General features: G+C 45.2%; 22 protein-coding genes. 10 read left to right on the forward strand and 12 right to left on the reverse strand.

Features of this window, described 5'->3' with window-relative positions:
• Window positions 1–129: 129 nt before the first annotated feature.
• The 4 genes from NAF19_RS11185 to NAF19_RS11200 all read left to right on the forward strand — a co-directional run bounded on the left by NAF19_RS11185 (window position 130) and on the right by NAF19_RS11200 (window position 3083).
• Complete coding sequence (locus NAF19_RS11185) at window positions 130–810, forward strand: 3-keto-disaccharide hydrolase (RefSeq protein WP_252790131.1); 681 nt, start codon at window positions 130–132, stop codon at window positions 808–810.
• A 7-nt stretch (window positions 811–817) separates the two neighbouring features.
• Complete coding sequence (locus NAF19_RS11190) at window positions 818–2338, forward strand: Gfo/Idh/MocA family protein (RefSeq protein ID WP_252790132.1); 1521 nt, start codon at window positions 818–820, stop codon at window positions 2336–2338.
• A 170-nt stretch (window positions 2339–2508) separates the two neighbouring features.
• Window positions 2509–2763, forward strand: coding sequence for an AbrB/MazE/SpoVT family DNA-binding domain-containing protein (locus NAF19_RS11195; RefSeq protein WP_252790133.1), 255 nt, complete (start codon window positions 2509–2511; stop codon window positions 2761–2763).
• Complete coding sequence (locus NAF19_RS11200) at window positions 2757–3083, forward strand: type II toxin-antitoxin system PemK/MazF family toxin (RefSeq protein WP_252790134.1); 327 nt, start codon at window positions 2757–2759, stop codon at window positions 3081–3083. The genes NAF19_RS11195 and NAF19_RS11200 overlap by 7 nt, the downstream gene beginning before the upstream one ends.
• A 31-nt stretch (window positions 3084–3114) precedes the next feature.
• Here the strand turns inward: NAF19_RS11200 and NAF19_RS11205 are convergent, their stop codons facing one another.
• From NAF19_RS11205 to dnaG, 4 genes are all read right to left on the reverse strand, one after another.
• Window positions 3115–3510, reverse strand: coding sequence for a DUF805 domain-containing protein (locus NAF19_RS11205; RefSeq protein ID WP_252790135.1), 396 nt, complete (start codon window positions 3508–3510; stop codon window positions 3115–3117).
• A 103-nt stretch (window positions 3511–3613) separates the two neighbouring features.
• Window positions 3614–4714, reverse strand: coding sequence for a glutaminyl-peptide cyclotransferase (locus NAF19_RS11210; protein ID WP_252790136.1), 1101 nt, complete (start codon window positions 4712–4714; stop codon window positions 3614–3616).
• Window positions 4715–4721: 7 nt separating this feature from the next.
• A complete protein-coding gene (locus NAF19_RS11215) occupies window positions 4722–5090 on the reverse strand; it encodes a YraN family protein (protein WP_252790137.1) in 369 nt (122 codons plus the stop codon).
• 247 nt (window positions 5091–5337) lie between these two features.
• Window positions 5338–7263 carry a DNA primase gene (gene dnaG / locus NAF19_RS11220; protein ID WP_252790138.1) on the reverse strand — a complete coding sequence of 642 codons (1926 nt, stop codon included), beginning with the start codon at window positions 7261–7263 and terminating at the stop codon, window positions 5338–5340.
• Window positions 7264–7388: 125 nt separating this feature from the next.
• Between dnaG and NAF19_RS11225 the strand changes: the two genes are divergently transcribed.
• Entirely contained in the window at window positions 7389–7859 is a 471-nt protein-coding gene (locus NAF19_RS11225) for a DUF6252 domain-containing protein (protein ID WP_252790139.1), read from the forward strand.
• Between the two features lie 145 nt (window positions 7860–8004).
• Window positions 8005–8478 (forward strand): DUF6252 domain-containing protein, encoded by a 474-nt coding sequence (locus tag NAF19_RS11230; protein ID WP_252790140.1) that lies wholly within the window; start codon window positions 8005–8007, stop codon window positions 8476–8478.
• A gap of 20 nt (window positions 8479–8498) precedes the next feature.
• Here NAF19_RS11230 and NAF19_RS11235 read toward each other — a convergent pair whose 3' ends face one another.
• The 3 genes from NAF19_RS11235 to NAF19_RS11245 are packed head-to-tail and all read right to left on the reverse strand — an operon-like array spanning window position 8499 to window position 10097.
• Complete coding sequence (locus NAF19_RS11235) at window positions 8499–8864, reverse strand: helix-turn-helix domain-containing protein (RefSeq protein WP_252790141.1); 366 nt, start codon at window positions 8862–8864, stop codon at window positions 8499–8501.
• Between the two features lie 5 nt (window positions 8865–8869).
• A complete protein-coding gene (locus NAF19_RS11240; protein WP_252790142.1) occupies window positions 8870–9190 on the reverse strand; it encodes a type II toxin-antitoxin system HigB family toxin in 321 nt (106 codons plus the stop codon).
• A gap of 40 nt (window positions 9191–9230) precedes the next feature.
• Window positions 9231–10097, reverse strand: coding sequence for a DMT family transporter (locus tag NAF19_RS11245; RefSeq protein ID WP_252790143.1), 867 nt, complete (start codon window positions 10095–10097; stop codon window positions 9231–9233).
• Window positions 10098–10308: 211 nt separating this feature from the next.
• Here NAF19_RS11245 and asnS point away from each other — a divergent pair, with 211 nt between their 5' ends.
• The 3 genes from asnS to NAF19_RS11260 all read left to right on the forward strand — a co-directional run bounded on the left by asnS (window position 10309) and on the right by NAF19_RS11260 (window position 12893).
• Window positions 10309–11760, forward strand: a complete 1452-nt coding sequence (gene asnS, locus NAF19_RS11250; protein ID WP_252790144.1) for an asparagine--tRNA ligase — start codon at window positions 10309–10311, stop codon at window positions 11758–11760.
• Window positions 11761–11820: 60 nt separating this feature from the next.
• A complete protein-coding gene (locus tag NAF19_RS11255; RefSeq protein ID WP_252790145.1) occupies window positions 11821–12408 on the forward strand; it encodes an SRPBCC family protein in 588 nt (195 codons plus the stop codon).
• A gap of 113 nt (window positions 12409–12521) precedes the next feature.
• Entirely contained in the window at window positions 12522–12893 is a 372-nt protein-coding gene (locus NAF19_RS11260) for a VOC family protein (protein ID WP_252790146.1), read from the forward strand.
• A gap of 93 nt (window positions 12894–12986) precedes the next feature.
• On the opposite strand, the gene NAF19_RS11265 is transcribed toward NAF19_RS11260, so the two are convergent.
• The 5 genes from NAF19_RS11265 to NAF19_RS11285 all read right to left on the reverse strand — a co-directional run bounded on the left by NAF19_RS11265 (window position 12987) and on the right by NAF19_RS11285 (window position 20020).
• On the reverse strand, window positions 12987–14171 hold the full coding sequence (locus tag NAF19_RS11265; RefSeq protein ID WP_252790147.1) for a M20 metallopeptidase family protein: 1185 nt from the start codon (window positions 14169–14171) through the stop codon (window positions 12987–12989).
• Window positions 14164–14562 carry an SPOR domain-containing protein gene (locus NAF19_RS11270; protein WP_252790148.1) on the reverse strand — a complete coding sequence of 133 codons (399 nt, stop codon included), beginning with the start codon at window positions 14560–14562 and terminating at the stop codon, window positions 14164–14166. Before NAF19_RS11270 ends, NAF19_RS11265 begins: the two co-directional genes overlap by 8 nt.
• Before the next feature lie 288 nt (window positions 14563–14850).
• Window positions 14851–18159 (reverse strand): preprotein translocase subunit SecA, encoded by a 3309-nt coding sequence (gene secA / locus NAF19_RS11275; protein ID WP_252790149.1) that lies wholly within the window; start codon window positions 18157–18159, stop codon window positions 14851–14853.
• Between the two features lie 268 nt (window positions 18160–18427).
• The gene (locus tag NAF19_RS11280) at window positions 18428–19312 is read right to left on the reverse strand and encodes a cupin-like domain-containing protein (RefSeq protein ID WP_252790150.1); all 885 of its coding nucleotides are present in this window, start codon (window positions 19310–19312) and stop codon (window positions 18428–18430) included.
• A 183-nt stretch (window positions 19313–19495) separates the two neighbouring features.
• A complete protein-coding gene (locus NAF19_RS11285) occupies window positions 19496–20020 on the reverse strand; it encodes a hypothetical protein (protein ID WP_252790151.1) in 525 nt (174 codons plus the stop codon).
• Window positions 20021–20219: 199 nt separating this feature from the next.
• Here NAF19_RS11285 and purD point away from each other — a divergent pair, with 199 nt between their 5' ends.
• On the forward strand, window positions 20220–21494 hold the full coding sequence (gene purD, locus NAF19_RS11290) for a phosphoribosylamine--glycine ligase (RefSeq protein ID WP_252790152.1): 1275 nt from the start codon (window positions 20220–20222) through the stop codon (window positions 21492–21494).
• The last annotated feature ends 47 nt before the right edge of the window (window positions 21495–21541 follow it).

The following is a 21541-nucleotide window of genomic DNA, read 5'->3' on the forward strand; positions in this document are numbered from 1 at the left end:
TTTCACTGCCCCTCCTCTCTAGAAATTGTTACCTTACGACCTTCTTTATTCCTTTACGTGTTATTGCAACAATCAAAAAAAGCAGGTACATTAGTTTCTCCCAATTATAAACACTTACTATACCTGGATATGAAAATTATCAAACACCTATTTCGCGCGGGCTGTATTGCCGTTCTTTTATTTTCGGCTGCGGGCGCAAAAGCGCAAGACAAAAACGGCTGGCGGCAACTGTTCAACGGCAAGGATTTAAACAACGGATGGAAACACGTTGGCCCCGGCAGTCGCTACGTTAAGGATGGCTTAACCGGCAGCCATGGTGGCATGGGACTGGAGTACTGGAGCAAAGAAAAGTTCAGCAATTGTGTAATACGCGTGGTGTATAAAATGGAGAAGTTTAACAGTAACTCGGGCGTGTTTATACGCATACCTATTGAGCCCCGCGAGGAATGGATGCCGGTATTTTATGGCTACGAAGTTCAAATCGACAATCACCCCGAAACATCAAAAGAGGACGAATACCACATAACCGGCACCTTGTACTCACTTACCAAGCCGCTGGCCAAACCCGGCAAGCCGGGACCTGACTGGAATACCATGGAAATTACGCTCGACGGCCTGCGTACCATTGTTACCGTTAACGGCCAAAAGGTTACAGACTATACCGAAGGCCAGCCAACCCCGAAGCGCAAGTTTGACTTTGAGCCCTGGCGCGGTCCGCGGCCGCTGGAGGGTTACATAGGGCTGCAAAATCACGGTAATGACGATGTGGTTTTCTTTAAGGAAGTCTCTGTAAAACCTTTGCATAAATAAAATCGCCATGGAAAAGAAAGAAGAAAGTACGCCATCCGCCATTACCCGCGGCGACTTTATTAAAAAAGCGGCAGTTGCCGCAGCAGGTTTTTACATTGTGCCCCGCTATGTATTGGGCGGCACGGGTTACACTGCCCCCAGCGACAAGCTTTACATAGCCGCTGTCGGAACCGGTGGTGAGGCCGAAAACGACATTCACCATTATGCCACCGCGCCGAAAAAGAATGCCGAAATAGCTTTTTTATGTGATGTGGATGAACGACCGGCAGCGGCACGCCGCAAAGAGTTCCCGAAAGCGAAGTTTTACCACGACTGGCGCGAGCTATTCGACAAGGAGCATAAAAATTTTGACGCCGTTACCGTTGCCATTCCTGACCATAACCACGCCATTGTTGGCCTCAGCGCCATGCAGTTAAAGAAACACCTATATCTGCAAAAACCCCTCACACATGATATTTATGAGGCCCGCATATTAACCGAGGCCAGCAAAAAATACCAAGTGGTTACCCAAATGGGCGACCAGGGCGCCAGCTGCGATGGCATGCGTACCCTGCGTGAGTGGATAGAGGCAGGCCTGCTTGGCGATATTGAAAAAGTTTATTGCTGGACCGACCGCCCGGTATGGCCGCAGGGCATTAGCTGGCCAAAATCCCGCCCGCAAGTGCCGAAGGAGTTGAAGTGGGATTTGTGGCTGGGCACGGCTAAAGAAACTAACTATATTGATAACCTGGTGCCTTTTAACTGGCGTGGCTGGTGGGAGTTTGGCACCGGTGCCCTTGGCGATATGGGTTGCCATATAATGGGGCCGCCGTTTAAGTTGCTGGGGCTTGGCTATCCTACCGAGGTATCGGGCAGTGCAAGTACCGTTTACAGCGGTATTTTTAAAGAAGGTATTTACCCCGAAAGCGGGCCGGTATCAAGCAGTATTAAATTTAAGTTTACCCAGCAAAACGGTAAACCGCTTGATTTGTATTGGATGGATGGCGGCATTACCCCCGAACGCCTGGGCGAACTTGACCCAAGCCTCAACCAAAACGAAGCACTGGGCGATATACCTGCCGAAAATGATTTTGAAGGCTGTACACTGTTTATAGGCTCCAAAGGTAAAGCCAGCTGCGGCTGGGGCGGGAGTCACCCGAGGTTATTGCCATTGAATTTAAATAAGGATATCCATGTCCCCGAAAAATATCCTCGCATTGAAGGCGGCATGGATGGCCATTGGTGGCAATGGGTTGATGCCAGCATTGCCGGTTATGGCAAAATGGAAGTCGACTCACCGTTTGTGGGCTATGCCGGGCCGCTAACAGAAACCGTGCTGATGGGCAACCTGTTGCTGCGCACCTTTAACATACAGGAAAAAATAAAACGCAATGACCCGGTTTACGGCAACATGGAAGGCTACAAATTCAGTGGTCGCTATACCGCCCTTAAATGGGATGGCGAAAACATGCGCATCACCAACTTTGAACCGGCAAACCAATATATTAAACGGGAATACCGGAAAGGTTGGGGGGCGATTAAGTTGTAAGGAAGTGGTTGATTAGGTTCATTAAGTTGGATTGAGTTCTCTCCTTCCCGTGTCATTTCGACAACGAACAAGGAGAAAATTTGTCGGCAAGTAGCGTGACGCGCCCGGACGAATTACTCGTTTAAAATAATAATACTTTAATTGTAATTACTTTGTGCTAACTTTATACTATGGAAACAAAGCTTATTAAAATCGGCAACTCCTATGGTATACGACTACCAAAGTCGCTTATACAACAATATGAGCTTTCAAATAATATAGAAATTAATCCTACTGAAAAAGGCATTCTTATTAAATCAAAACGCCAATCGCGCGAAGGCTGGGAGGAGCAGTTAGCTACAGCTATTAAAGCCGGCCATCAACCTGATGACGAATTATTGGAAGGTTTTAATGATGATCTGACAGAACAGGAGTGGCAATGGTAATTAAGCGTTTTGAGATTTGGCTGGTTGATCTAAATCCGGTAGTAGGTAGCGAAATCAGCAAAACCAGACCTTGTATTATTATTTCGCCCGATGAAGTGAATAAATTACTGGCAACGGTTACCGTTGCCGCAATGACATCGGCCATTAAGCCATATCCGCAACGGGTAAACTGTAGTTTCCAAAATAAAACCGGGCAAATAGCATTGGACCATATCCGTTCCGTTTCGAAGCTAAGGCTGATAAAAAAGCTCGGGGAAATGGATGAACCAACAAACCGAAAGGTCTGTCAAAAATTGGCTGATTTTTTTAGTTACGAATAATTGTATCTCGCTTAATCACTTTGCTGCCAGGTTAGCTCACCGGCTTGTCATCCGCACGTGATGATTGGTGAAAAGCATTGGTATTATTAACAGGCTCCCGGTAATCAAATCCGCTAAACTGCTTCGGCGGTTTCGGACTTTCGCCGTACTCGTTATAAACCCTGTTGCCTTCCTGGAACATCAGCCAAAAAACATAAAAGGGGATTAGTTGCCACCAGCCGCTGTTGCCTAGGTCGTGGCATCTTTTGGCGCTTTGGGTAAGTCTGAACCATATAAGCGGTATGAGCCCCAGCAATACAATTTTTTCGCCGTCGAAACCTTCCGAAAAATACAATATTATGAAATATCCAGTCCACCACATTACGAAGCTAAGGCAAAACTCGGTGCGCCTGATGCGGCCATAGAAAGAAAAGATATTTTTGAACATAATAGCGCGAAAGGTTAATCTAAGATAGATAATTCCAGCCAAAGTTCAAGTATTTTTCGTCCGAAGCACTCTCAATGTCGTACAGCCTTGGCGGCCCCGACTTTTATTTTGCTCCCCCTTTAGGGGGCTGGGGGGCAAACGTAACCTGGTACATCTTCGGCCACTTTTTACCCGTTATAAAAATCCGTTTAGTGGCAGCATCATAGGCAATGCCGTTTAATACATCGGCGCCGACCCTGCGGGTCTTTTCCGGGTACAGGTTGGTCAGATCAATTTTTCCTATTACGGCGCCTGTTTTTGGGTCGATAATGATAATATTATTTGTAGTCCAGATATTGGCATAAATCTTACCCTCAATGTACTCCAGCTCGTTTATCTTAGTTACTGCGCCCTTATCGTCATACACATCAATGGAGCCTGTTTGGCGGTAGGTATCTTTATCTAAAAACCAGATACGGTTGGTGCTGTCGTCCATGTATAGTTTTTTACCATCAAAGCACATTCCCCAACCTTCAACGCCTGTATTAAACGGAATTGTTTTCAGTAGTTTAAGGGTGGTTTTATCATATATGTTGGCTATTTTTTCGTGATAAGTTAGCTGAATGATCTTATCGCCAACAATTGAGATCCCCTCCGCAAATACTTTTGGGTCAACCATTGTTTTTTGCAATACTTTGCCCGTGGCTAAATCCACTCTTCTCAAGCTCGACTGTCCATCTTTTACCTGCCCCGGCGGCGGGTCTAAATAACCGCCACCGCTTTCATATAATGATCCATCCTGGTATAATAAACCTTCGGTATAGCTGCCGGTATCATGCGGGAAGGTCTTCTCCACTTTAAAAGTATACTCAACCGGAGCTTTGGCGGGCATCAGCACAATATTGGTTGATGATTCCTGCGGTTTTCCGCCGGAGTAAACCCGGGCCGTTATTACGCGAGGACCAACCGGCATACTATCGGTTTTTAACGCAAAAGCACTTGAGTCTTTCGTTGCCCCAACGCGTGCGGAATCAACCAAAAACACTACCGAGTCGGCTTTTACATTTGCGGCATAGTGCGCCTTCACCTGTACCACATCGCCGGTTTTGTATGATGTGCCTGCTTCAGGACTTACAGTAATGCTGTTGTCGTCCTGGCTTTTGTTTTTACAGCTAAAGGCTAATAAGATAACTGCTGCAAATAATATATTGTATTTTAATTTCATGATGATGTTACATGGCTGTTGGCCAAAACGCGTCTTCTATATGTTTTAGTGTGTAATTGTTGTTTTTGTCAAATAATACCGATATAATATCAAACCGCACTTCGCCCTGGTGGTTCATCAGGTAAAGGTACTCATCTGCGGCGTCAACCAGCAGGCGTTGTTTGCGGGCATCCACAAAGTCCTCGGGCTCGCCAAACCAATTGCCGGTGCGGGTTTTTACCTCGGTAAATATAATCACCTTATTTTTATACGCAATAAGGTCCACCTCCAAACGCCCATGCGTCCAGTTTTCGTCTAAAATCTCGTAGCCCGTTTTCTCCAGGTGCTCTTTTGCCAGGCTTTCGCCCCGGCGACCAAGGTCGAGGTGTTTTGCCATTAACAAGTGATTTTAAAACCCGCCCATATTAAAAACCCGATTACAAATACCGCAAAAACCAGCACTGCGGCACACAGCCCCCAGCCAAGGTCCCTCGCGTAGTTATTATATCTTAAAACAATTCCGGTCAAAAGCATAAGCGCCAGTATGATTAGTAAACTGCCGAACATTTCGAATAAGTTCAGGCTAATTACTAACGCCACTAACACAGATAAAATTCCGGTAAAATAAAGATACTTCATCCGGGTTATTTCAAAATTACTGAACCCAAATAATCCGAAATGGTTTTCTCCACCTTTTTCATGTGCATATACTGGTTTAGCAGAATTTCCTGGTCGGCCTCAACGCTGGTAGTTTGCAGTTCTTTGCGCAGCCCTTCCAGTATTTTGCCAATTTTATGCTTTTTAAGGTGAAAAATAGCGCCAAGTATGGTGGCCTTCATATTAGCCTGTTCATCGGGCACTAAAATTTTGTGCATCTCGTACCAGTTTTCGCTCAGGGTGTACTTGGTGGCTATCTGGGTTACCGTTAAGTCAACAATTTCCTTGTCGGCATAATGGATAAAATACTGCTCATCGGGTAGCACCCCGTTTTCCACTTCGCGACGGTATATTTCGGTGAATTTCTTGGCGGCAGGGTAATCAAAATCCACGTCGCTTAATTCAGCAATCATAAAGGGGCCAATATAGGTATTGGCGATGCCGTCCCAGTCGATAACCTTGTTACCATATAAAAGTAGCAGGCGGATGATCTCTTTCTCCTGCGTTGCATCTTCCCGTTCAACGCGTTCCTGCGGCTCATCAAAAAAATGAGGTTCATCAACGGGCGCCGGCCTTGTGTTCTGTTGCTGCTGCGAATCCTTGCGTGCTTTGGCAGTACGCATTTTGTTGAGCTCAGACAACAGCGCGCGCTCGTCGATCTGTAGCTGGTAACTGCACTCCTTTATAAACACCGATGCTTTTATCGAATCAGGTATTTTCGCAATACTTTCAACAATTTCCCGTATAACTTCGGCTTTTTTTATGGGATCGTTACCTACTTCCTTTAGCAGGATATCGGTTTTAAACAGGATAAAATCCTTCTTGTTATCGGCAATGTGTTTTTTAAAGCCATTGGTGCCAAAATTGCGCACATACGAATCCGGGTCGTGCCCGTCGGGGAAGAGCACAACTTTTACGTTCAGCCCTTCTTCCAAAATCATATCCAGCCCGCGCAATGATGCTTTTATACCGGCCGCGTCCCCATCATACAAAATGGTGATATTTTTTGTGAAGCGACTTATCAGGCGTATCTGCTCAACGGTTAAGGAGGTGCCCGAGGAGGCCACCACGTTTTCAATACCCGCCTGGTGTACCGACAGCACATCGGCATAACCCTCCACCAAATAACAGTTATCCTCCTCGCGGATAGCTTTCTTGGCAAAGTAAAGCCCGTATAATACGTTCGATTTGTGATAAATCTCCGATTCCGGCGAGTTTACGTATTTGGGAACGTTCTTGTCATTTTTAAGCGTGCGGCCACCAAATGCAATCACCCTCCCGGTAAAGCTGTGAATAGGGAACATCACCCGGCCGCGGTAACGGTCGTACAACGAGCCATTGTCGCGCTTAACCGAGAGACCTGTCTCCACCATAAACTCTTCCTGGTAGCCGTCTTTCAGCGCCTGGCCGGTAAAGGCTTCCCACTGGTCGGGCGAGTAGCCCAGCTCAAATTTCTTTATGGTATCATTTGTAAAACCGCGCTCTTTAAAATAGCTCAAGCCTATGCTTTTGCCTTCATCGGTTTCCAACAAGCTTTCGTGAAAAAATTTGGCAGCATAGCCGCTGACGATCATCAGGCTTTCGCGGCGGTTTTCTTCTTCGCGGTTTTCTGTCGATTCTACCGTTTCCTCAACCTCGATGCCATATTTTTTTGCAAGCCATTTCAACGCCTCGGGATAGCTGAATTTCTCCAGCTCCATTAAGAACGTAACGGCCGAACCGCCTTTGCCGGACGAAAAGTCTTTAAAAATGCCCTTGGCCGGCGATACCGTGAACGATGGCGTCCGCTCATTGGCAAACGGCGAAAGGCCCACATAATTGGCGCCGCGTTTTTTTAATTGCACAAATTCCCCTATCACCTCCACAATATCTGTGGCTTCCATAATACGGTCGATAGTCGATTTGATGATCATTAATAAATACGGTGTTTTTGTGTTACACAAAAATAGCTTTTTTAGCGTTTGTTAACCCGGTTAATTTTAAACCTGTAGCATTTTGCTAACTTTACCGTATTGTTTAAAAATGCTATCCTGTAAACATGAAAAAAATATTAACCGTAGTTTGTTGTGCTGTTTGTATAATTATCTCATCGTGCCATAAGGACAGCAAGGTAATACCCCAGGATTTTTATTTTAATTCGAGTAAAAACGGCGTCGACTGGGGTGCGGTGGTTTCCACCACTAAAATTTCAGGCGATAGCTTGAGGATAACAGCATTCAGGCCGGCCGGCGAAGAACAACTTTATATCGATATCAAATTTAATGGCGCCGGCACCTATCCTTTGACACTCGGTCAGGCCAAATTTTTTACCACCATAGGCATGGATGCGCTAACCAGCGATTACCGCCTCGACACAACTCAACACAGCAAATTGGTTATTAGCAGCTACGATGCCAAAAACAATATCATATCGGGCAGCGGCGATTTTTACATGCTGAAAAATTCAATCACCGAATATGTCCAGCTTACGTTTGGCGGCAGTAGCTTTCGTGTAAAACTCCCCGAATAATATTAGGGTCATCGCTTTTAAAACCTAACCGGCATCCCTTGACCCGGTTAAGCTGTTCGCCACTTAAAAATTTATAGTTCCCTGTATCGCAACGTGTTAATTCTACGTAACTAGCTTAAATAGAACCTGGTTAATTATTTGTGATATGAAAAAGCTATTACTTGCCGTACCCTTCATTTGTTGCCTGGTATTTACAGGGTGCAAAAAAGACAACCAAAATGTGGTGAACGATCTTTTTATGGGAGCTTTTAAAAATGGCCAGGCTTGGGTGGGCCAGCCTTTTGCAGGCTACCTTGCCGGTAAAGACTCGGTGCAGGTAGGCGGCTTTAAAGCAACCGGCGAAGAAACCCTGTATTTTAATTTAAAAGCACTGTCAAAAGGAACCTATACTATTAAACCGGGCCAGGCAGTTTACTTTACCACTATAGGAATGGACGCGGTTACCGGCAATTATAAAATTGACGCCACTTTAACCAATACCGTTACCATACGTGATTTTAACGTGGCTACCAATATTGTTAACGGAACCTTCCTGTTAAACTTTGTGAAAGTAAGCGGCGCCGGGCCTGATAAATTAAGTTTTACAGAGGGAAAGTTTTATGCCCTGATGCCGCAGTAATTAAGAAGCACCGATCATTACTATTTTCCCGCAGCCAACAATGTGTCGGCGGATATGCCTAAATAATTATGCAGGCCTTTAATCATTTTTAGTGTCAGTTCTTTTTTTCCGGATAATACCTGAGAAACATAACCTTTAGATCCAATTATGTGTTCCAGATCCTTTTGCTTTAGTCCTTTCTCTTCGAGTTTTAATTTTATTGCTGCTATTGGGTCGGGGGATGGAATATGGAAATGACGGTCCTCATAATCTTTGACCAACAATAACAAGAGTTCTAATTCTTCAAAATCGGGCGTTCCCCGTTCTGCATGGAATATCTCTATCGTTCTTTCTAGAGCGAAATCGTATTCTTCCTCACTTTTCAATACTTTCCATGTATTTTCCATAGCAATTATTGTTTAAACGGATTTTTCATGTGTTTTATATTTGCTGCATCAATTTTATCATAGGCTTTATGTGTTCCAAACCAAATAACATATGCGGCTTGCGCTTCAAAGTTGATGGACACAATAAGCCTGAATGAATTTCCCTTGATATTAAATATTACTCTGTTATTCGAAACAATGCTGGCATTGCCATAAATGGCTTTTAAATCGTTCAAATTTTTGAATACTGCCTTTGAAATCTCATTATACCAAGCCTTTAACGAGTTTGCGGCAAGCGGATAATTTTCTATATAATATAAAATCGTCCGCTTTGTGATAACATTCATTGCTCTACAAATATAAAAGTTTTCTGAGAGTAAACATGTATTAATTCACCGTGGTCGAAAATTTCTTTGGCCTCAAAAATGTAACCGCAATACCTGCTAAAACAATGGCGCTGCCAATTATTTCATTCAATTCCAGGGTTTCATTCAGTAAAAATATAGCTAAAAACCCGGCAATCACTGTTTGGCTCAATAAGGCGATGGACACCTTGGTCGATTCCAAAAACCGCAGCGAGTGGTTGATGGTTAGCCATCCGGCCAATTGGCAAAGTATACCCATGCCTAAAAAGCAAAGCCAGGTTGATAACGAAAAATCGACCATTTGATTGTGCAGGAACAGGTTGATCACAAATAAAAACACGCTGCCGGCCAGCATATTGTAAAACATAAATGTTACGGTGCTTATATTTTGGAGGATGCCGCGGGTTATCACGATATAAATGGCATAAAACAGGCTGGCCAGCAATGCAAGTAATATGCCGGCGTTAAGTTCCAGGGCAAATAAGTGTTGGTAGCCCACCAAAATAACCATACCAGTAATAGCTACACATGTACCTATCCAAAACAAACGGCCGGCAGCCTTTTTAAATATAAAATAGGTAATCAAACCAACCCACACCGGGGCCAGGTTGGCAATAAGGGTTGACACCGTGGCTGAGATTTTGGTAAGCGACAGGTTCCAAACGGCAATATCCAGGGCGAACACTACCCCGCCGAGCAGGGCGACAATTAAATCTTTACGGGCAATTTTAAGATTGCCTTTTACCAGGCAATACGGCAGCAGGCAAAGCCAGGCAATAAATATGCGGTAAAACCCTGATGTAATTGGCGAGCCGCCGGCGAGCTTTACAAATATTGGCGAAAACGAAATACAGAGGATGCCGACAATAAGGCTTGCTTTTGGATTCATGATGAAACAAACTTAGCAATTGTAAATGGCAGAATTTAAAGCAAGGGCATTTATTGCCGAAGGATAACAATTTCTTTATAGCGATGGGTTTTAAACCCATCGCTATGGAAAAGTTCCGGTTGATTTTTAAACGCTATTTCCTTGAATTCTTGCTATCACAGCAATTCTCATTCAGCAAATAATCGTATTTTTGCCCCTCAAATATTTTAATATGAGCCAGCGGATAAAGATTAAAGCATTATTAGAAAGCGAACAAACAGGTATCGATATAAAAATTAACGGGTGGGTACGCGCCTTCCGCCAAAATCGTTTTATTGCTTTAAATGATGGCTCAACAAATAACAACATCCAAATTGTTGTTGATTTTGAAAATACCGATCCAAACCTGCTGAAACGCATTACCGTTGGCGCTGCTATCAGCGTTACCGGCGAATTGATTGCAAGTTTGGGCAAGGGCCAAAAAGTAGAAATTGTAGCAAAAGACATTGAAATACTGGGCGACTGCGACCCGGAAAAATACCCCCTGCAATTAAAAAACCGCCCGAGCCTGGAGTTTTTACGCGAGATTGCCCACCTGCGTTTCCGTACCAATACATTCGGCGCTATCTTCCGGGTACGTAACAGCCTGGCTTTCGCCGTGCACCAGTTTTTCCAGGAGCGCGGGTTTATTTACCTGCACACGCCCATCATTACCGCATCGGATGCAGAGGGTGCAGGGGAGACTTTTCACGTAACCAACTTTGATTTAGCTAACCCGCCAAAAACTGAAAGCGGCGAAATTGATTTTTCGCAGGACTTTTTTGCAAAGGCTACCAATCTTACGGTTTCCGGTCAGCTGGAAGGTGAGCTGGGTGCTATGGCATTGAGCGATATTTATACTTTCGGCCCAACATTCCGCGCTGAGAACTCAAACACCACCCGCCACCTGGCCGAGTTTTGGATGATTGAGCCCGAAGTTGCCTTTAACGATCTGAACGACAACATGGACCTCGCCGAGGACATGCTGAAATATGTTATAAAATATGCGCTCGACAAAAACGCTGAAGACATTGAGTTTTTAACCCAACGGCTGACGGAAGAGGAAAAGCAGAAACCGCAAAACGAACGCTCGGAAATGAGCCTGCTCGAAAAGCTGCAGTTTTGTTTGGATAACGATTTTGAGCGCCTTACTTATACCGAGGCCATTGATATTTTAAAGGAATCGACCCCGAACAAGAAGAAGAAATTCCAATACCCGGTTGAAGGTTGGGGAACGGATTTGCAATCGGAGCACGAACGTTATTTGGTAGAGAAGCACTTTAAAAAGCCGGTAATATTAACCGATTACCCTAAAGAAATAAAGGCCTTTTACATGCGCCAGAACGAGCCTGATGCAAACGGCCGCGAGACTGTTCGCGCTATGGATATCCTGTTCCCCGGCATTGGCGAAATTGTGGGCGGCTCACAGCGTGAGGAGCGTTTGGAGAAACTGGAACAACGCATGGACGAGATGGGCATCCCTAAAGACGAGCTTTGGTGGTATTTGGATACCCGCAGGTTTGGCGCTTGTCCGCATGCTGGTTTTGGGCTGGGCTTTGAACGTTTGGTGCTGTTTGTAACTGGTATGGGTAATATCAGGGATGTTATTCCTTTTCCAAGATATCCGAAGAATGCGGAATTTTAACCGCTGATTGTTTTGATTTCGCTGATTTCGTTGATTCCTTATTGAATTAAATAATAAACTATGTCATTGCGAGGAGGAACGACGAAGCAACCCCGTCGCCATGTATATCCGTCAAACACTGTTCGTTTTAAATTGCGACGCGATTATCGTTATGCGCTGGCAGTATCAAAGGGGCTTTTTACTCCAGGAAATATAACGCAGATAGAGTTATCAACTCCAATCAATGCCCCCATCGGGCGCTGTTTTGATTTGTCGCGCAGTATTGACTTGCATATCGAATCGACCAAACAAACCGGTGAACAGGCTATTGCCGGGCGTATCAGCGGGCTGATCGAGTTGGGCGAAACAGTTACCTGGCGGGCAAAGCACTTCGGCATTTGGCAAAATCTCACCTCAAAAATTACTGAATTTGAATATCCCAATCATTTTACCGACGAGATGTTTAGTGGCGCATTCAAAGGTTTCCGGCACGAACATTTGTTTTTTGCAGTGAATAACCAGACGGTGATGAAGGATATTTTTGCATTTGAATCTCCTTACGGGAGATTGGGAAAATTGGCGAATTTTCTTTTTTTAGGGCGATACATGCAAAAGTTGCTGAAAGAGAGGAATAGGGTGATAAAAGAAGCTGCCGAAACCGCTGATTGAGTTGATTTTTCGCAATTGCTTATTTCTTTTAAGGCACTCAAGAAGGCTGCGCCGTTACGTTGATTTCGCTGATTTTTATTCTTAATTTTAATAGTAAAAATTAATTCTAAGCCATGTTAGCCAACCAAACTATCAAAGCCTTTGTGCCCACCACAAAGCCTTCCGAAGCAAAAATATTTTATCGCGATGTATTGGGTTTAACCCTATTGTCCGAAGACGCCTACGCGCTTGAATTTAACTCGAACGGAACTTTGTTAAGGGTAATCACCGTCCCTGAATTAACGCCGCACCTGTTTACTGCTGTTGGCTGGAACGTTGATGATATTGCTGCCACTATCCGGGCGCTTAATGCAAAAGGAATTTACTGCGAGATATACGGCTTTATGGAACAGGACGACCTCGGTATATGGACTTCGCCAGGCGGTGCTAAAGTAGCCTGGTTTAAGGATGTGGATGGTAATGTTTTATCGTTAACAGGAGGATGATTAAACTGTTTTTACAGATTAAAAACGCACGTTCGAAACGAGTACGCGGCAACTGCTCAATAATGTCCGGGATCAACTGTGAACTCCCCAAACTCAATTTCCCAACTGCTTAACCGCCAGATAAGCCATTAAGCCGGTGCTTAACTCCAATGCAGTTTCTTCCACGTCGAAAGTTGGGGTATGTACCGATGAGGTGATACCGCGGCTTTCGTTGCGGGTACCCAGGCGGTAAAAGCATGAATCGGCTACCTGCGAGTAGTAGGCAAAGTCTTCGGCAGCCATCCAGATGTCAAGGTCTAATACGTTTTCTTTGCCCAGGTAATCTTCTGCGTGACCGCGGGTGCTGGCGGTTAGTTTTTCTTCGTTGATAAGGAAGGGATAGCCGCGCACAATATTGAACTCGCAGGTTGCACCCATGCTTTCGCAAAGGCCCTCAGCCAGTTTTTTCATTTTTATGTGGGCCTCGTTGCGCCATTTTTCGTCCATGGTGCGGAAGGTGCCTTCCAGGTATACCTCGTTGGGGATAACGTTCGTTGCGCCATTGGCTATTACCTTACCGAATGAAAGCACCGAGGGGCTTTTAGGGTCGGCAAAGCGGCTTATTATTTGCTGCAATGCAGTGAGCATGTGCGCGGTTATAATAACAGGGTCGATGTTTTGTTGCGGCTGCGCGCCATGGCCGCCTTTGCCACGTACGGTAACATATAGCTCATCAGTCGATGCCATGTATTTGCCCGCGCGGAAACCTACCTTGCCGGCTTCAATCAGCGGCATTACGTGCTGACCTATTACAGCCTGTGGCTTCGGATTTTCGAGCACGCCTTCTTTTATCATCAGGCTGGCGCCGCCGGGTAGCTTTTCTTCAGCAGGCTGAAAAATAAGCTTTACCGTGCCGCCAAACTGGCTTTTTATTTCGGTTAATATTTTAGCCGTCCCCAATAACGACGACGTGTGTGCATCATGGCCGCAGGCGTGCATCACTCCTACGTTTTGCGATTTATAACTTACGTCGTTAGCCTCAGTGATAGGCAGCGCATCCATATCGGCGCGAAGGGCTACTACCTGGTCTGATGGTTTGTCGCCTTTTATTAAAGCCACCAACCCATTGTCCGCCATGCGTTGATAGGTAAGGCCCAACGCTTCCAACTTGCCTGCCACAAATGCCGATGTCTCCACCTCGTGAAAAGAAAGCTCGGGATGCGAATGCAGGTGGCGGCGGTTAGCCACAGTATCATTAAAAATATTTTTAGACAGTTGCTGAATCTGCTCTTTAATCATTGGGCTGGTCGGTTTTGGGGAGATTTATTCTATCAGAGATAATAAAAATACTGGTAAACAAGGAACGCACTTCTGCGGCTAGTTTTTGCGCCTCCAACCGGGTACGGAAGTCGCCGGCGCGAACTTTAAAGTTTGGTTCGGTATAGCTAACATAGGTGCGGTACTCAGGATATTCCTCGTTAAATTTTGCCTGTGCGTCATAAGCCGCCTGCCTGCTCGATCCAAAAAATATCTGCACACGGTACCCGCTGCCCGTTTCAGCGCCCGGGATACCTTTAATTGCGCCAAGGGACGCACGGCGTGCCATCAACGTATCAATCAAAGGGTCTTTGATTACCTCAACCTTTCCCCGGGTTTGGGCAAAGGCTATGGCCGGTAAAAAAACCGCCATAAAAAAAATGCAGCACCTTATTTGGCTAAGTATAGCTTTTTTATAAGATAGTGCATTTTTCATAGTTATATAACAATTCCCATCATTGCGAGTAACGATCCGCCAGCTGGCGGACTGCAAGTCATGTACCTTTAACTACATGGTGGCCAAACAGCTTGTGGCTTTTAGTCACCCAGAAGTACCTGGTTCTTTAATTGTCCTGTGCAGAGGTTGCTTCGTTCCTCGCAATGACGCTTTTATATTTATTGTTTTTAAGCCCTCTCCCTTTAGGGGAGGGTTTGGGTGGGGCTACGCCTGCCCAACACCGTGGCAGTTTTTAAACTTTTTACCACTACCGCATGGGCAAGGGTCGTTCCTGCCTATTTTTTGCTCCACACGTACTGGCGTTGCCTTTTGTGTTTCGCGCATATCCATCATCGGTACGCCGTTGGCTTCGCCCACCAGCTCCGGTTTCGAGGTACGCATTTTCTTCAAATCCAGCTTTGGCTGTGGTTTGGCTTCGCGTATTTCGTCGGGCTCCTGCTGGGTTGGTATACCGCCCCTGAACAGGAAGCTTACCAAATCTTTATTCACGCTTGCAAGCATGCCACGGAACAGGTTAAACGCCTCGAACTTATAAACCAACAATGGGTCCTTTTGTTCGTAAACAGCATTTTGTACCGATTGTTTCAGCTCATCCATCTCGCGCAGGTGCTCTTTCCAGGCATCGTCAATCAGGTACAGGGTAACGTTTTTCTCAAACGATTTAAACACTTCCTGTCCCTTGTTGGCAATGGCTTTTTTAAGCGGAACCGAAACCTGTATGCCGTTAATACCATCAGTAAATGGTACCACAATGTTTTCTACATAGTCACCGCGGGTATCGTACACGTCTTTTAAAACAGGGTAGGCCTGGTTTGCAATGGCATCGTGCTTGCGTTTGTAAAACTCGTTTACTTCTGCAAAAGCTATATCAACCAGCCCGTTTATGTTTTTAGCTGTAAAATCATCATGCGATATTTCCACATCAACAGAAAATAAACGAATCATTTCCAGCGTAAAGCCTTCATAATTATTGCTTTCCTTGTATTCGGTTACCACATCTTCAACTACATCAAAAATGGTATTGTTAATATCAACCTCCAGGCGCTCGCCAAACAAGGCGTTTTTACGTTTAGCGTAAATAACAGTACGCTGCGAGTTCATCACGTCGTCATACTCCAGCAAGCGTTTACGTATACCAAAGTTGTTTTCTTCCACTTTCTTCTGCGCGCGCTCAATCGAGTTTGATATCATGGAGTGCTGAATTACTTCGCCCTCTTCAATACCCATTTTCACCATCAGGTTGCTGATCCTTTCAGAACCAAACAAACGCATCAGGTTATCCTCTAACGACACAAAGAACTGCGATGAACCCGGGTCACCCTGGCGGCCTGCACGACCACGCAGCTGCCTGTCAACACGGCGCGACTCATGGCGCTCGGTACCTACAATGGCCAAACCGCCGGCTTCTTTAACACCTGGGCCTAATTTTATATCCGTACCACGACCTGCCATGTTGGTAGCTATGGTAACTGTACTTGTTTGCCCGGCTTCGGCCACAATATCGGCCTCCTTCTGGTGCAGCTTGGCGTTCAATACGTTGTGCTTGATACCGCGCAGCTTAAGCATACGGCTCAATAATTCCGAAATTTCTACCGATGTGGTACCCACCAATACCGGGCGACCTGCCTTTGTAAGGGCAGCAATCTCTTCAGCAACGGCGTTATATTTTTCGCGAACGGTGCGGTAAACCAAATCCTGCCTGTCATCGCGGCTGATGTTGGTGTTAGTCGGTATTTCAACTACATCCAGCTTGTATATTTCCCAAAACTCACCTGCTTCGGTAACAGCAGTACCCGTCATACCGCAAAGTTTGTGGTACATCCGGAAGTAATTTTGCAGAGTAATGGTAGCAAAAGTTTGCGTAGCATCCTCAACCTTCACATTTTCTTTAGCCTCAATAGCCTGGTGCAAACCATCGGAATAGCGGCGACCATCAAGCACACGGCCTGTTTGCTCGTCAACTATTTTTACTTTGCCTTCATCAAGAATGTATTCTGTATCTTTTTCAAACAGGGTATAAGCCTTTAGCAACTGGTTAACCGAGTGGATACGTTCAGACTTGATGGAGAAATCGCGCATCAACTCATCCTTACGAGAAACTTTCTCTTCAGACGGGAGGGTTGACTTTTCGATATCCGAAATTTCGGTACCAACGTCAGGCATCACGAAGAAGTGCGGATCTTCACCCGATGCAGTAATTAACTCGATACCTTTTTCAGCAAGTTCAACCTGGTTGTTTTTTTCATCGATAACAAAAAATAGTTCGGCATCAACCTTATGCATTTCCTTGCTTTGGTCCTGCATGTAATGATTTTCTGACTTCAACAACAGCTGCCTGTTGCCGCCTTCGCTCAAATATTTTATCAGCGCTTTGCTTTTTGGTAAACCCCTGAAAGCGCGCAATAAAGCTAAGCCGCCTTCTTCAGGACCGCTTTTGCCTTCGGCAATTAATTTTTTGGCTTCGTTAAGGGCGCCGTTTACATACGCTTTTTGTGCATTAACCAAACGCTCTATGCGTGGCTTCAGCTCATAAAACTCGTGCTCATCACCGCGTGGAATTGGGCCTGATATAATTAATGGTGTACGGGCATCATCAATTAATACTGAGTCAACCTCATCCACCATAGCATAGTGTAATTTTCTTTGTACCAGTTCTTCGGGGCTACGTGTCATATTGTCACGCAGGTAATCAAAACCAAACTCGTTATTGGTACCAAATATGATATCAGACATATAAGCCTGGCGGCGTTCGTCTGAATTTGGCTCATGTTTATCAATACAATCAACCGATAAACCGTGGAATTCATACAGCGGGCCCATCCATTCAGAGTCACGACGTGCCAAATAGTCGTTAACTGTTACAATGTGTACCCCCTGGCCCGAAAGCGCGTTAAGGTAAGCAGGCAGCGTAGCCACCAGTGTTTTACCCTCGCCAGTAGCCATTTCCGATATTTTACCCTGGTGCAGTACTATACCGCCTATCAGTTGTACATCATAGTGTACCATATCCCAGGTAACTTCGTTGCCGGCAGCTAACCATGTATTGTGGTGGATGGCCTTATCGCCCTTAATAATCACGTTCGATTTGCGTGCAGCCAGGTCACGGTCGAACTGTGTGGCTGTAACCTCGATAGTTTTGTTTGCTTTAAACCTGGCTGCGGTTTCTTTTACAACGGCAAAACCTTCGGGTAAAATGCGCATTAATATCTCTTCCAGCTCTTTATCGCGGTCTTTTTGCAGTTTATCAAGCTGGGTATATAGTTCAACCTTTTCGTTTACGTCGAGGTCGGGATTATCGTCGGTTCGTTCTTTAATTGCAGCTATTTCGCTGTCAATATGTGCGAGGCCGGTGGCAATGGTTTCTTTAAAACCAATGGTTTTGGCCCGGAGCTCATCGTTGGTCAAATCGCCAAGTTTGGCAAATTCAGCCTTTACCTTTTCAACTATTGGCATTATGCCTTTAACGTCTCTAACTGATTTGCTTCCGAAAAGCTTACTTATAAAATCTAACATGCTATTTTTATATCTGTTGCAACAAACTCAACAATTGCGCCACGGCAAATTATGAGTCATTATGACAGGCAAAGCTACGATTTTGATTTGGTTTTGAGGCGATTTTGGAACGATTTCACCGATTATCAACGGGTGGTTTTGGCTGATTGCGGTGATTGTAAAATAAAAAATCCTCTAACCTGCTTAACAGGTCAAAGGATTACATCAAACTATTTTAATTTAAAAAATATCTAATCTGAAAATCACCTCTTTAAAATCGGGGAAATTCCTATTTATCTTGTGTCGCCATTATACTGCCCACAATTTTGCCATAAGCCAATACGGGCAGGGCCCCGAAAGATATTTTTTTCTTCCAGTTAACATAGCGGTCGCGGATAAAGTTATCCCAGTTGTAACCGTTTAACTGTGCGCGACCCAATGAGATACAAGGCTCGGTTATGCGGGTAGTATGCCACCAGCCCGACGGGAACAATATGGTTTCCCCTTCTTCAACCGTAACTTCTATTGGCGTTGCTTTGCGGTATAGCGGGAACTTCTCATAGTCAGGATTATCAAAATTTACCTGCGAAAATTTCGGGTTATCCGGATAAGGGTACATATATGGGCTCTGGTCCGGCGGGTACATGATAAATATTTTCGAGCCGTATATTTGCGTAATCTGGGTATGCATAAACAAGGCATCAAAATGTAAAAACGGGAAACTGCTGCCATTGCCGCCTAAAAATATTTCGTAAACGGTGGTGCCCTGCAATAATTTCTTAGGCATCAGCGGGTGGTTAATCCGGTCGAGGCTGCCATAAATTATCTCTGGTAAAAAGTCGGGCATCAGCTCGGGGAATACCTTCTGCACATCAAAGTTATATGGGTAGGGCGCTTTGTTATCGGCGTTTGCTATCAGCATATGGTCGATAAAGTCGTCCATACGGTAGGTAACACCGTTAATTGTCTTGGTAATAGCCGGGTAGTTTTTCTTGAAAAACTCCGGCGTAAATTTACCCATCGCTTTCCAATCCTTTGCTGCATCCGTTAATACTACCGGGCGCGATTTACTCACATATTCGTTAATAAACTCCTCGTGCGACAGGTTAGTACGCTTGTCTATTGACACGCCACCGCTATTTTTGGCTTTAGTTTTCGCTTGCTCAGCAACCATAACTGTTTAATTTATCGTTCAGTAATATGCTTTATACGGAAGCAAGTGCGAGAGTGTTTCCTTTGGTTCATGGTTGATAGTTCATGGTTCATAGCCGGAAAGTAATGTGGCTTGCTGTTAGGGGTGCGGTTAGCATTAATGCTATTCGCCCTAACGATAAAACCACTGCCTACTCACAACTACCTACTCTTTCTCATCGTCCTCATCATCACCAATATCTTCGTTCTCATCAAAATCATTAAAAAAACGATCCTCGTCGAACATCAGTTCCTCCAGTTTTTCCTGCTCGGGGGTGCTGCAATCAAAGCGGATGGCCCAGTTGTCGGGGATGTCGTAGGTTTTGTCGAACCCGCGTACCCAATCATTAAACACCAGGCGAAACTCGTCAATTTTGTCACGCATCAGGTCTACATAATCCTCCTCGTTGATCTCCACCATTGAGGCAAAGGATATGGCATTAAACATATCCTGTGTAGCCAGCTTTATCAAAACTGCATTTTGCATGCGCAGGGTGTACAGTCCGCCACCTTCGGCGCCAGCTATTTTAGCCTGTATGAGCGCGGCATTGGTAAACATTTGCACAGCCAGGTGCTCCTTCATCTCATCTTCTTTAAGGGCATCGGCAATTACCTCGGCAAGGTCGAACAGTTCCTGTGCTTTTTGGTACACAGGCAGTTTTTCGTATTTATCTAATCGGCGGGAGGACATATTTTGGATTTGATAATTTGAAGATTCGTTGATTTGAAGATTCTCGCCTCACAGATACTAAGGTAGGCAGATGATTTGAAATTAGCTAAAATCATCTTCAATGATTACTGCTGGGCATCCATTTTCCTGATTTTCAAATCATCTAATTTTCAAATCTTCAAATAATTCCCCATCCGCACATTATTTTTACCTTTACGGCATGAATATCCTGCTCCTTGGTTCGGGTGGAAGGGAAAGTGCCTTCGCCTGGAAAATTGCTCAAAGTAATAAATGCTCAAAGCTTTTTATAGCACCGGGCAATGCAGGTACCGGCCAGTACGGTACTAATATTGACATTAAGGTTAATGACTTTGAAGGTATTAAGCAGGCAGTTTTAGCAAATAGCATAAACATGGTGCTGGTTGGCCCCGAGGAACCATTGGTTAAAGGCATCCATGATTTTTTCCTGGCGGATGAGCAACTACGCAGCGTACCGGTTATCGGCCCGCAGCGCGAAGGGGCACAACTGGAAGGCAGTAAGGATTTTTCGAAACAGTTTATGGTCCGCCACAATATTCCAGCGGCAGCTTCACGCACGTTTACACGCGACACCATGCAGGAAGGGTTTGACTACCTGCCGACCATTGGCTTGCCTATTGTTTTAAAGGCTGATGGCCTTGCAGCGGGCAAAGGCGTTTTAATTTGCCTTACCGTGCAGGAAGCGCAGCAGGAACTTATTGAAATGCTTACCGAAGCCAAATTTGGCGAAGCCAGCTCGAAGGTTGTAGTTGAACAGTTTTTGCAGGGGATTGAACTTTCGGTATTTGTGCTTAGCGACGGCAATAACTATAAAGTATTACCATCAGCCAAAGATTATAAGCGTATTGGTGAGGGCGATACCGGTTTAAATACTGGTGGTATGGGCTCCGTTTCGCCGGTGCCGTTTGCAAGTGATGAGTTTTTGCAGAAGGTAGAGCAGCGCGTCATTATCCCTACTATTGAAGGGCTTAAGCAGGAAGGCATACCTTATAAAGGCTTTATTTTTATAGGCCTGATGAACTGCGGCGGCGACCCCTACATGATTGAATATAACTGCCGCATGGGCGACCCCGAAACGGAGAGCGTGATGATGCGCCTTGAAAGCGACTTCGTTGACCTGCTGCAGGGCGTTGCCGAAGGTAACCTTGACGAGCGCGAATTGAAAATATCAGATAAAGTTGCCGCTACTGTAGTAATGGTAGCCGGTGGTTATCCTGGCGAATACCTGAAAAACAAAACCATAACCGGCATTGAAAATGTGCGCGGCTCGCAGGTGTTTCACGCCGGTACCTATATGGATGGCGACGATATCAAAACTTCAGGCGGACGGGTGCTGGCCATAACATCGCTACAGGATAACATGTTTAATGCCCTGCAGCAAGCCACTGCCGATGCCAGTCGTATTTATTACGACGGTATGTATTTCCGTAAGGATATCGGGTTTGATTTGTTGTAGTCCGAAAGACGCCGCACTCTTGAGTCAACTAATCGCACTAAAACCTG

The sequence above is a fragment of the Mucilaginibacter flavidus genome, assembly GCF_024055575.1.
Classification (GTDB): domain Bacteria; phylum Bacteroidota; class Bacteroidia; order Sphingobacteriales; family Sphingobacteriaceae; genus Mucilaginibacter; species Mucilaginibacter flavidus.

What these genes read in the sequence shown, in the direction of transcription:
- NAF19_RS11185 (WP_252790131.1), top strand. Translation starts at nt 130, where the DNA reads ATGAAAATTATCAAACACCTATTTCGCGCGGGCTGTATTGCCGTTCTT.
- NAF19_RS11190 (WP_252790132.1), top strand. Translation starts at nt 818, where the DNA reads ATGGAAAAGAAAGAAGAAAGTACGCCATCCGCCATTACCCGCGGCGAC.
- NAF19_RS11195 (WP_252790133.1), top strand. Translation starts at nt 2,509, where the DNA reads ATGGAAACAAAGCTTATTAAAATCGGCAACTCCTATGGTATACGACTA.
- NAF19_RS11200 (WP_252790134.1), top strand. Translation starts at nt 2,757, where the DNA reads ATGGTAATTAAGCGTTTTGAGATTTGGCTGGTTGATCTAAATCCGGTA.
- NAF19_RS11205 (WP_252790135.1), bottom strand. Translation starts at nt 3,510, where the DNA reads ATGTTCAAAAATATCTTTTCTTTCTATGGCCGCATCAGGCGCACCGAG.
- NAF19_RS11210 (WP_252790136.1), bottom strand. Translation starts at nt 4,714, where the DNA reads ATGAAATTAAAATACAATATATTATTTGCAGCAGTTATCTTATTAGCC.
- NAF19_RS11215 (WP_252790137.1), bottom strand. Translation starts at nt 5,090, where the DNA reads ATGGCAAAACACCTCGACCTTGGTCGCCGGGGCGAAAGCCTGGCAAAA.
- dnaG (WP_252790138.1), bottom strand. Translation starts at nt 7,263, where the DNA reads ATGATCATCAAATCGACTATCGACCGTATTATGGAAGCCACAGATATT.
- NAF19_RS11225 (WP_252790139.1), top strand. Translation starts at nt 7,389, where the DNA reads ATGAAAAAAATATTAACCGTAGTTTGTTGTGCTGTTTGTATAATTATC.
- NAF19_RS11230 (WP_252790140.1), top strand. Translation starts at nt 8,005, where the DNA reads ATGAAAAAGCTATTACTTGCCGTACCCTTCATTTGTTGCCTGGTATTT.
- NAF19_RS11235 (WP_252790141.1), bottom strand. Translation starts at nt 8,864, where the DNA reads ATGGAAAATACATGGAAAGTATTGAAAAGTGAGGAAGAATACGATTTC.
- NAF19_RS11240 (WP_252790142.1), bottom strand. Translation starts at nt 9,190, where the DNA reads ATGAATGTTATCACAAAGCGGACGATTTTATATTATATAGAAAATTAT.
- NAF19_RS11245 (WP_252790143.1), bottom strand. Translation starts at nt 10,097, where the DNA reads ATGAATCCAAAAGCAAGCCTTATTGTCGGCATCCTCTGTATTTCGTTT.
- asnS (WP_252790144.1), top strand. Translation starts at nt 10,309, where the DNA reads ATGAGCCAGCGGATAAAGATTAAAGCATTATTAGAAAGCGAACAAACA.
- NAF19_RS11255 (WP_252790145.1), top strand. Translation starts at nt 11,821, where the DNA reads ATGTCATTGCGAGGAGGAACGACGAAGCAACCCCGTCGCCATGTATAT.
- NAF19_RS11260 (WP_252790146.1), top strand. Translation starts at nt 12,522, where the DNA reads ATGTTAGCCAACCAAACTATCAAAGCCTTTGTGCCCACCACAAAGCCT.
- NAF19_RS11265 (WP_252790147.1), bottom strand. Translation starts at nt 14,171, where the DNA reads ATGATTAAAGAGCAGATTCAGCAACTGTCTAAAAATATTTTTAATGAT.
- NAF19_RS11270 (WP_252790148.1), bottom strand. Translation starts at nt 14,562, where the DNA reads ATGGCGGTTTTTTTACCGGCCATAGCCTTTGCCCAAACCCGGGGAAAG.
- secA (WP_252790149.1), bottom strand. Translation starts at nt 18,159, where the DNA reads ATGTTAGATTTTATAAGTAAGCTTTTCGGAAGCAAATCAGTTAGAGAC.
- NAF19_RS11280 (WP_252790150.1), bottom strand. Translation starts at nt 19,312, where the DNA reads ATGGTTGCTGAGCAAGCGAAAACTAAAGCCAAAAATAGCGGTGGCGTG.
- NAF19_RS11285 (WP_252790151.1), bottom strand. Translation starts at nt 20,020, where the DNA reads ATGTCCTCCCGCCGATTAGATAAATACGAAAAACTGCCTGTGTACCAA.
- purD (WP_252790152.1), top strand. Translation starts at nt 20,220, where the DNA reads ATGAATATCCTGCTCCTTGGTTCGGGTGGAAGGGAAAGTGCCTTCGCC.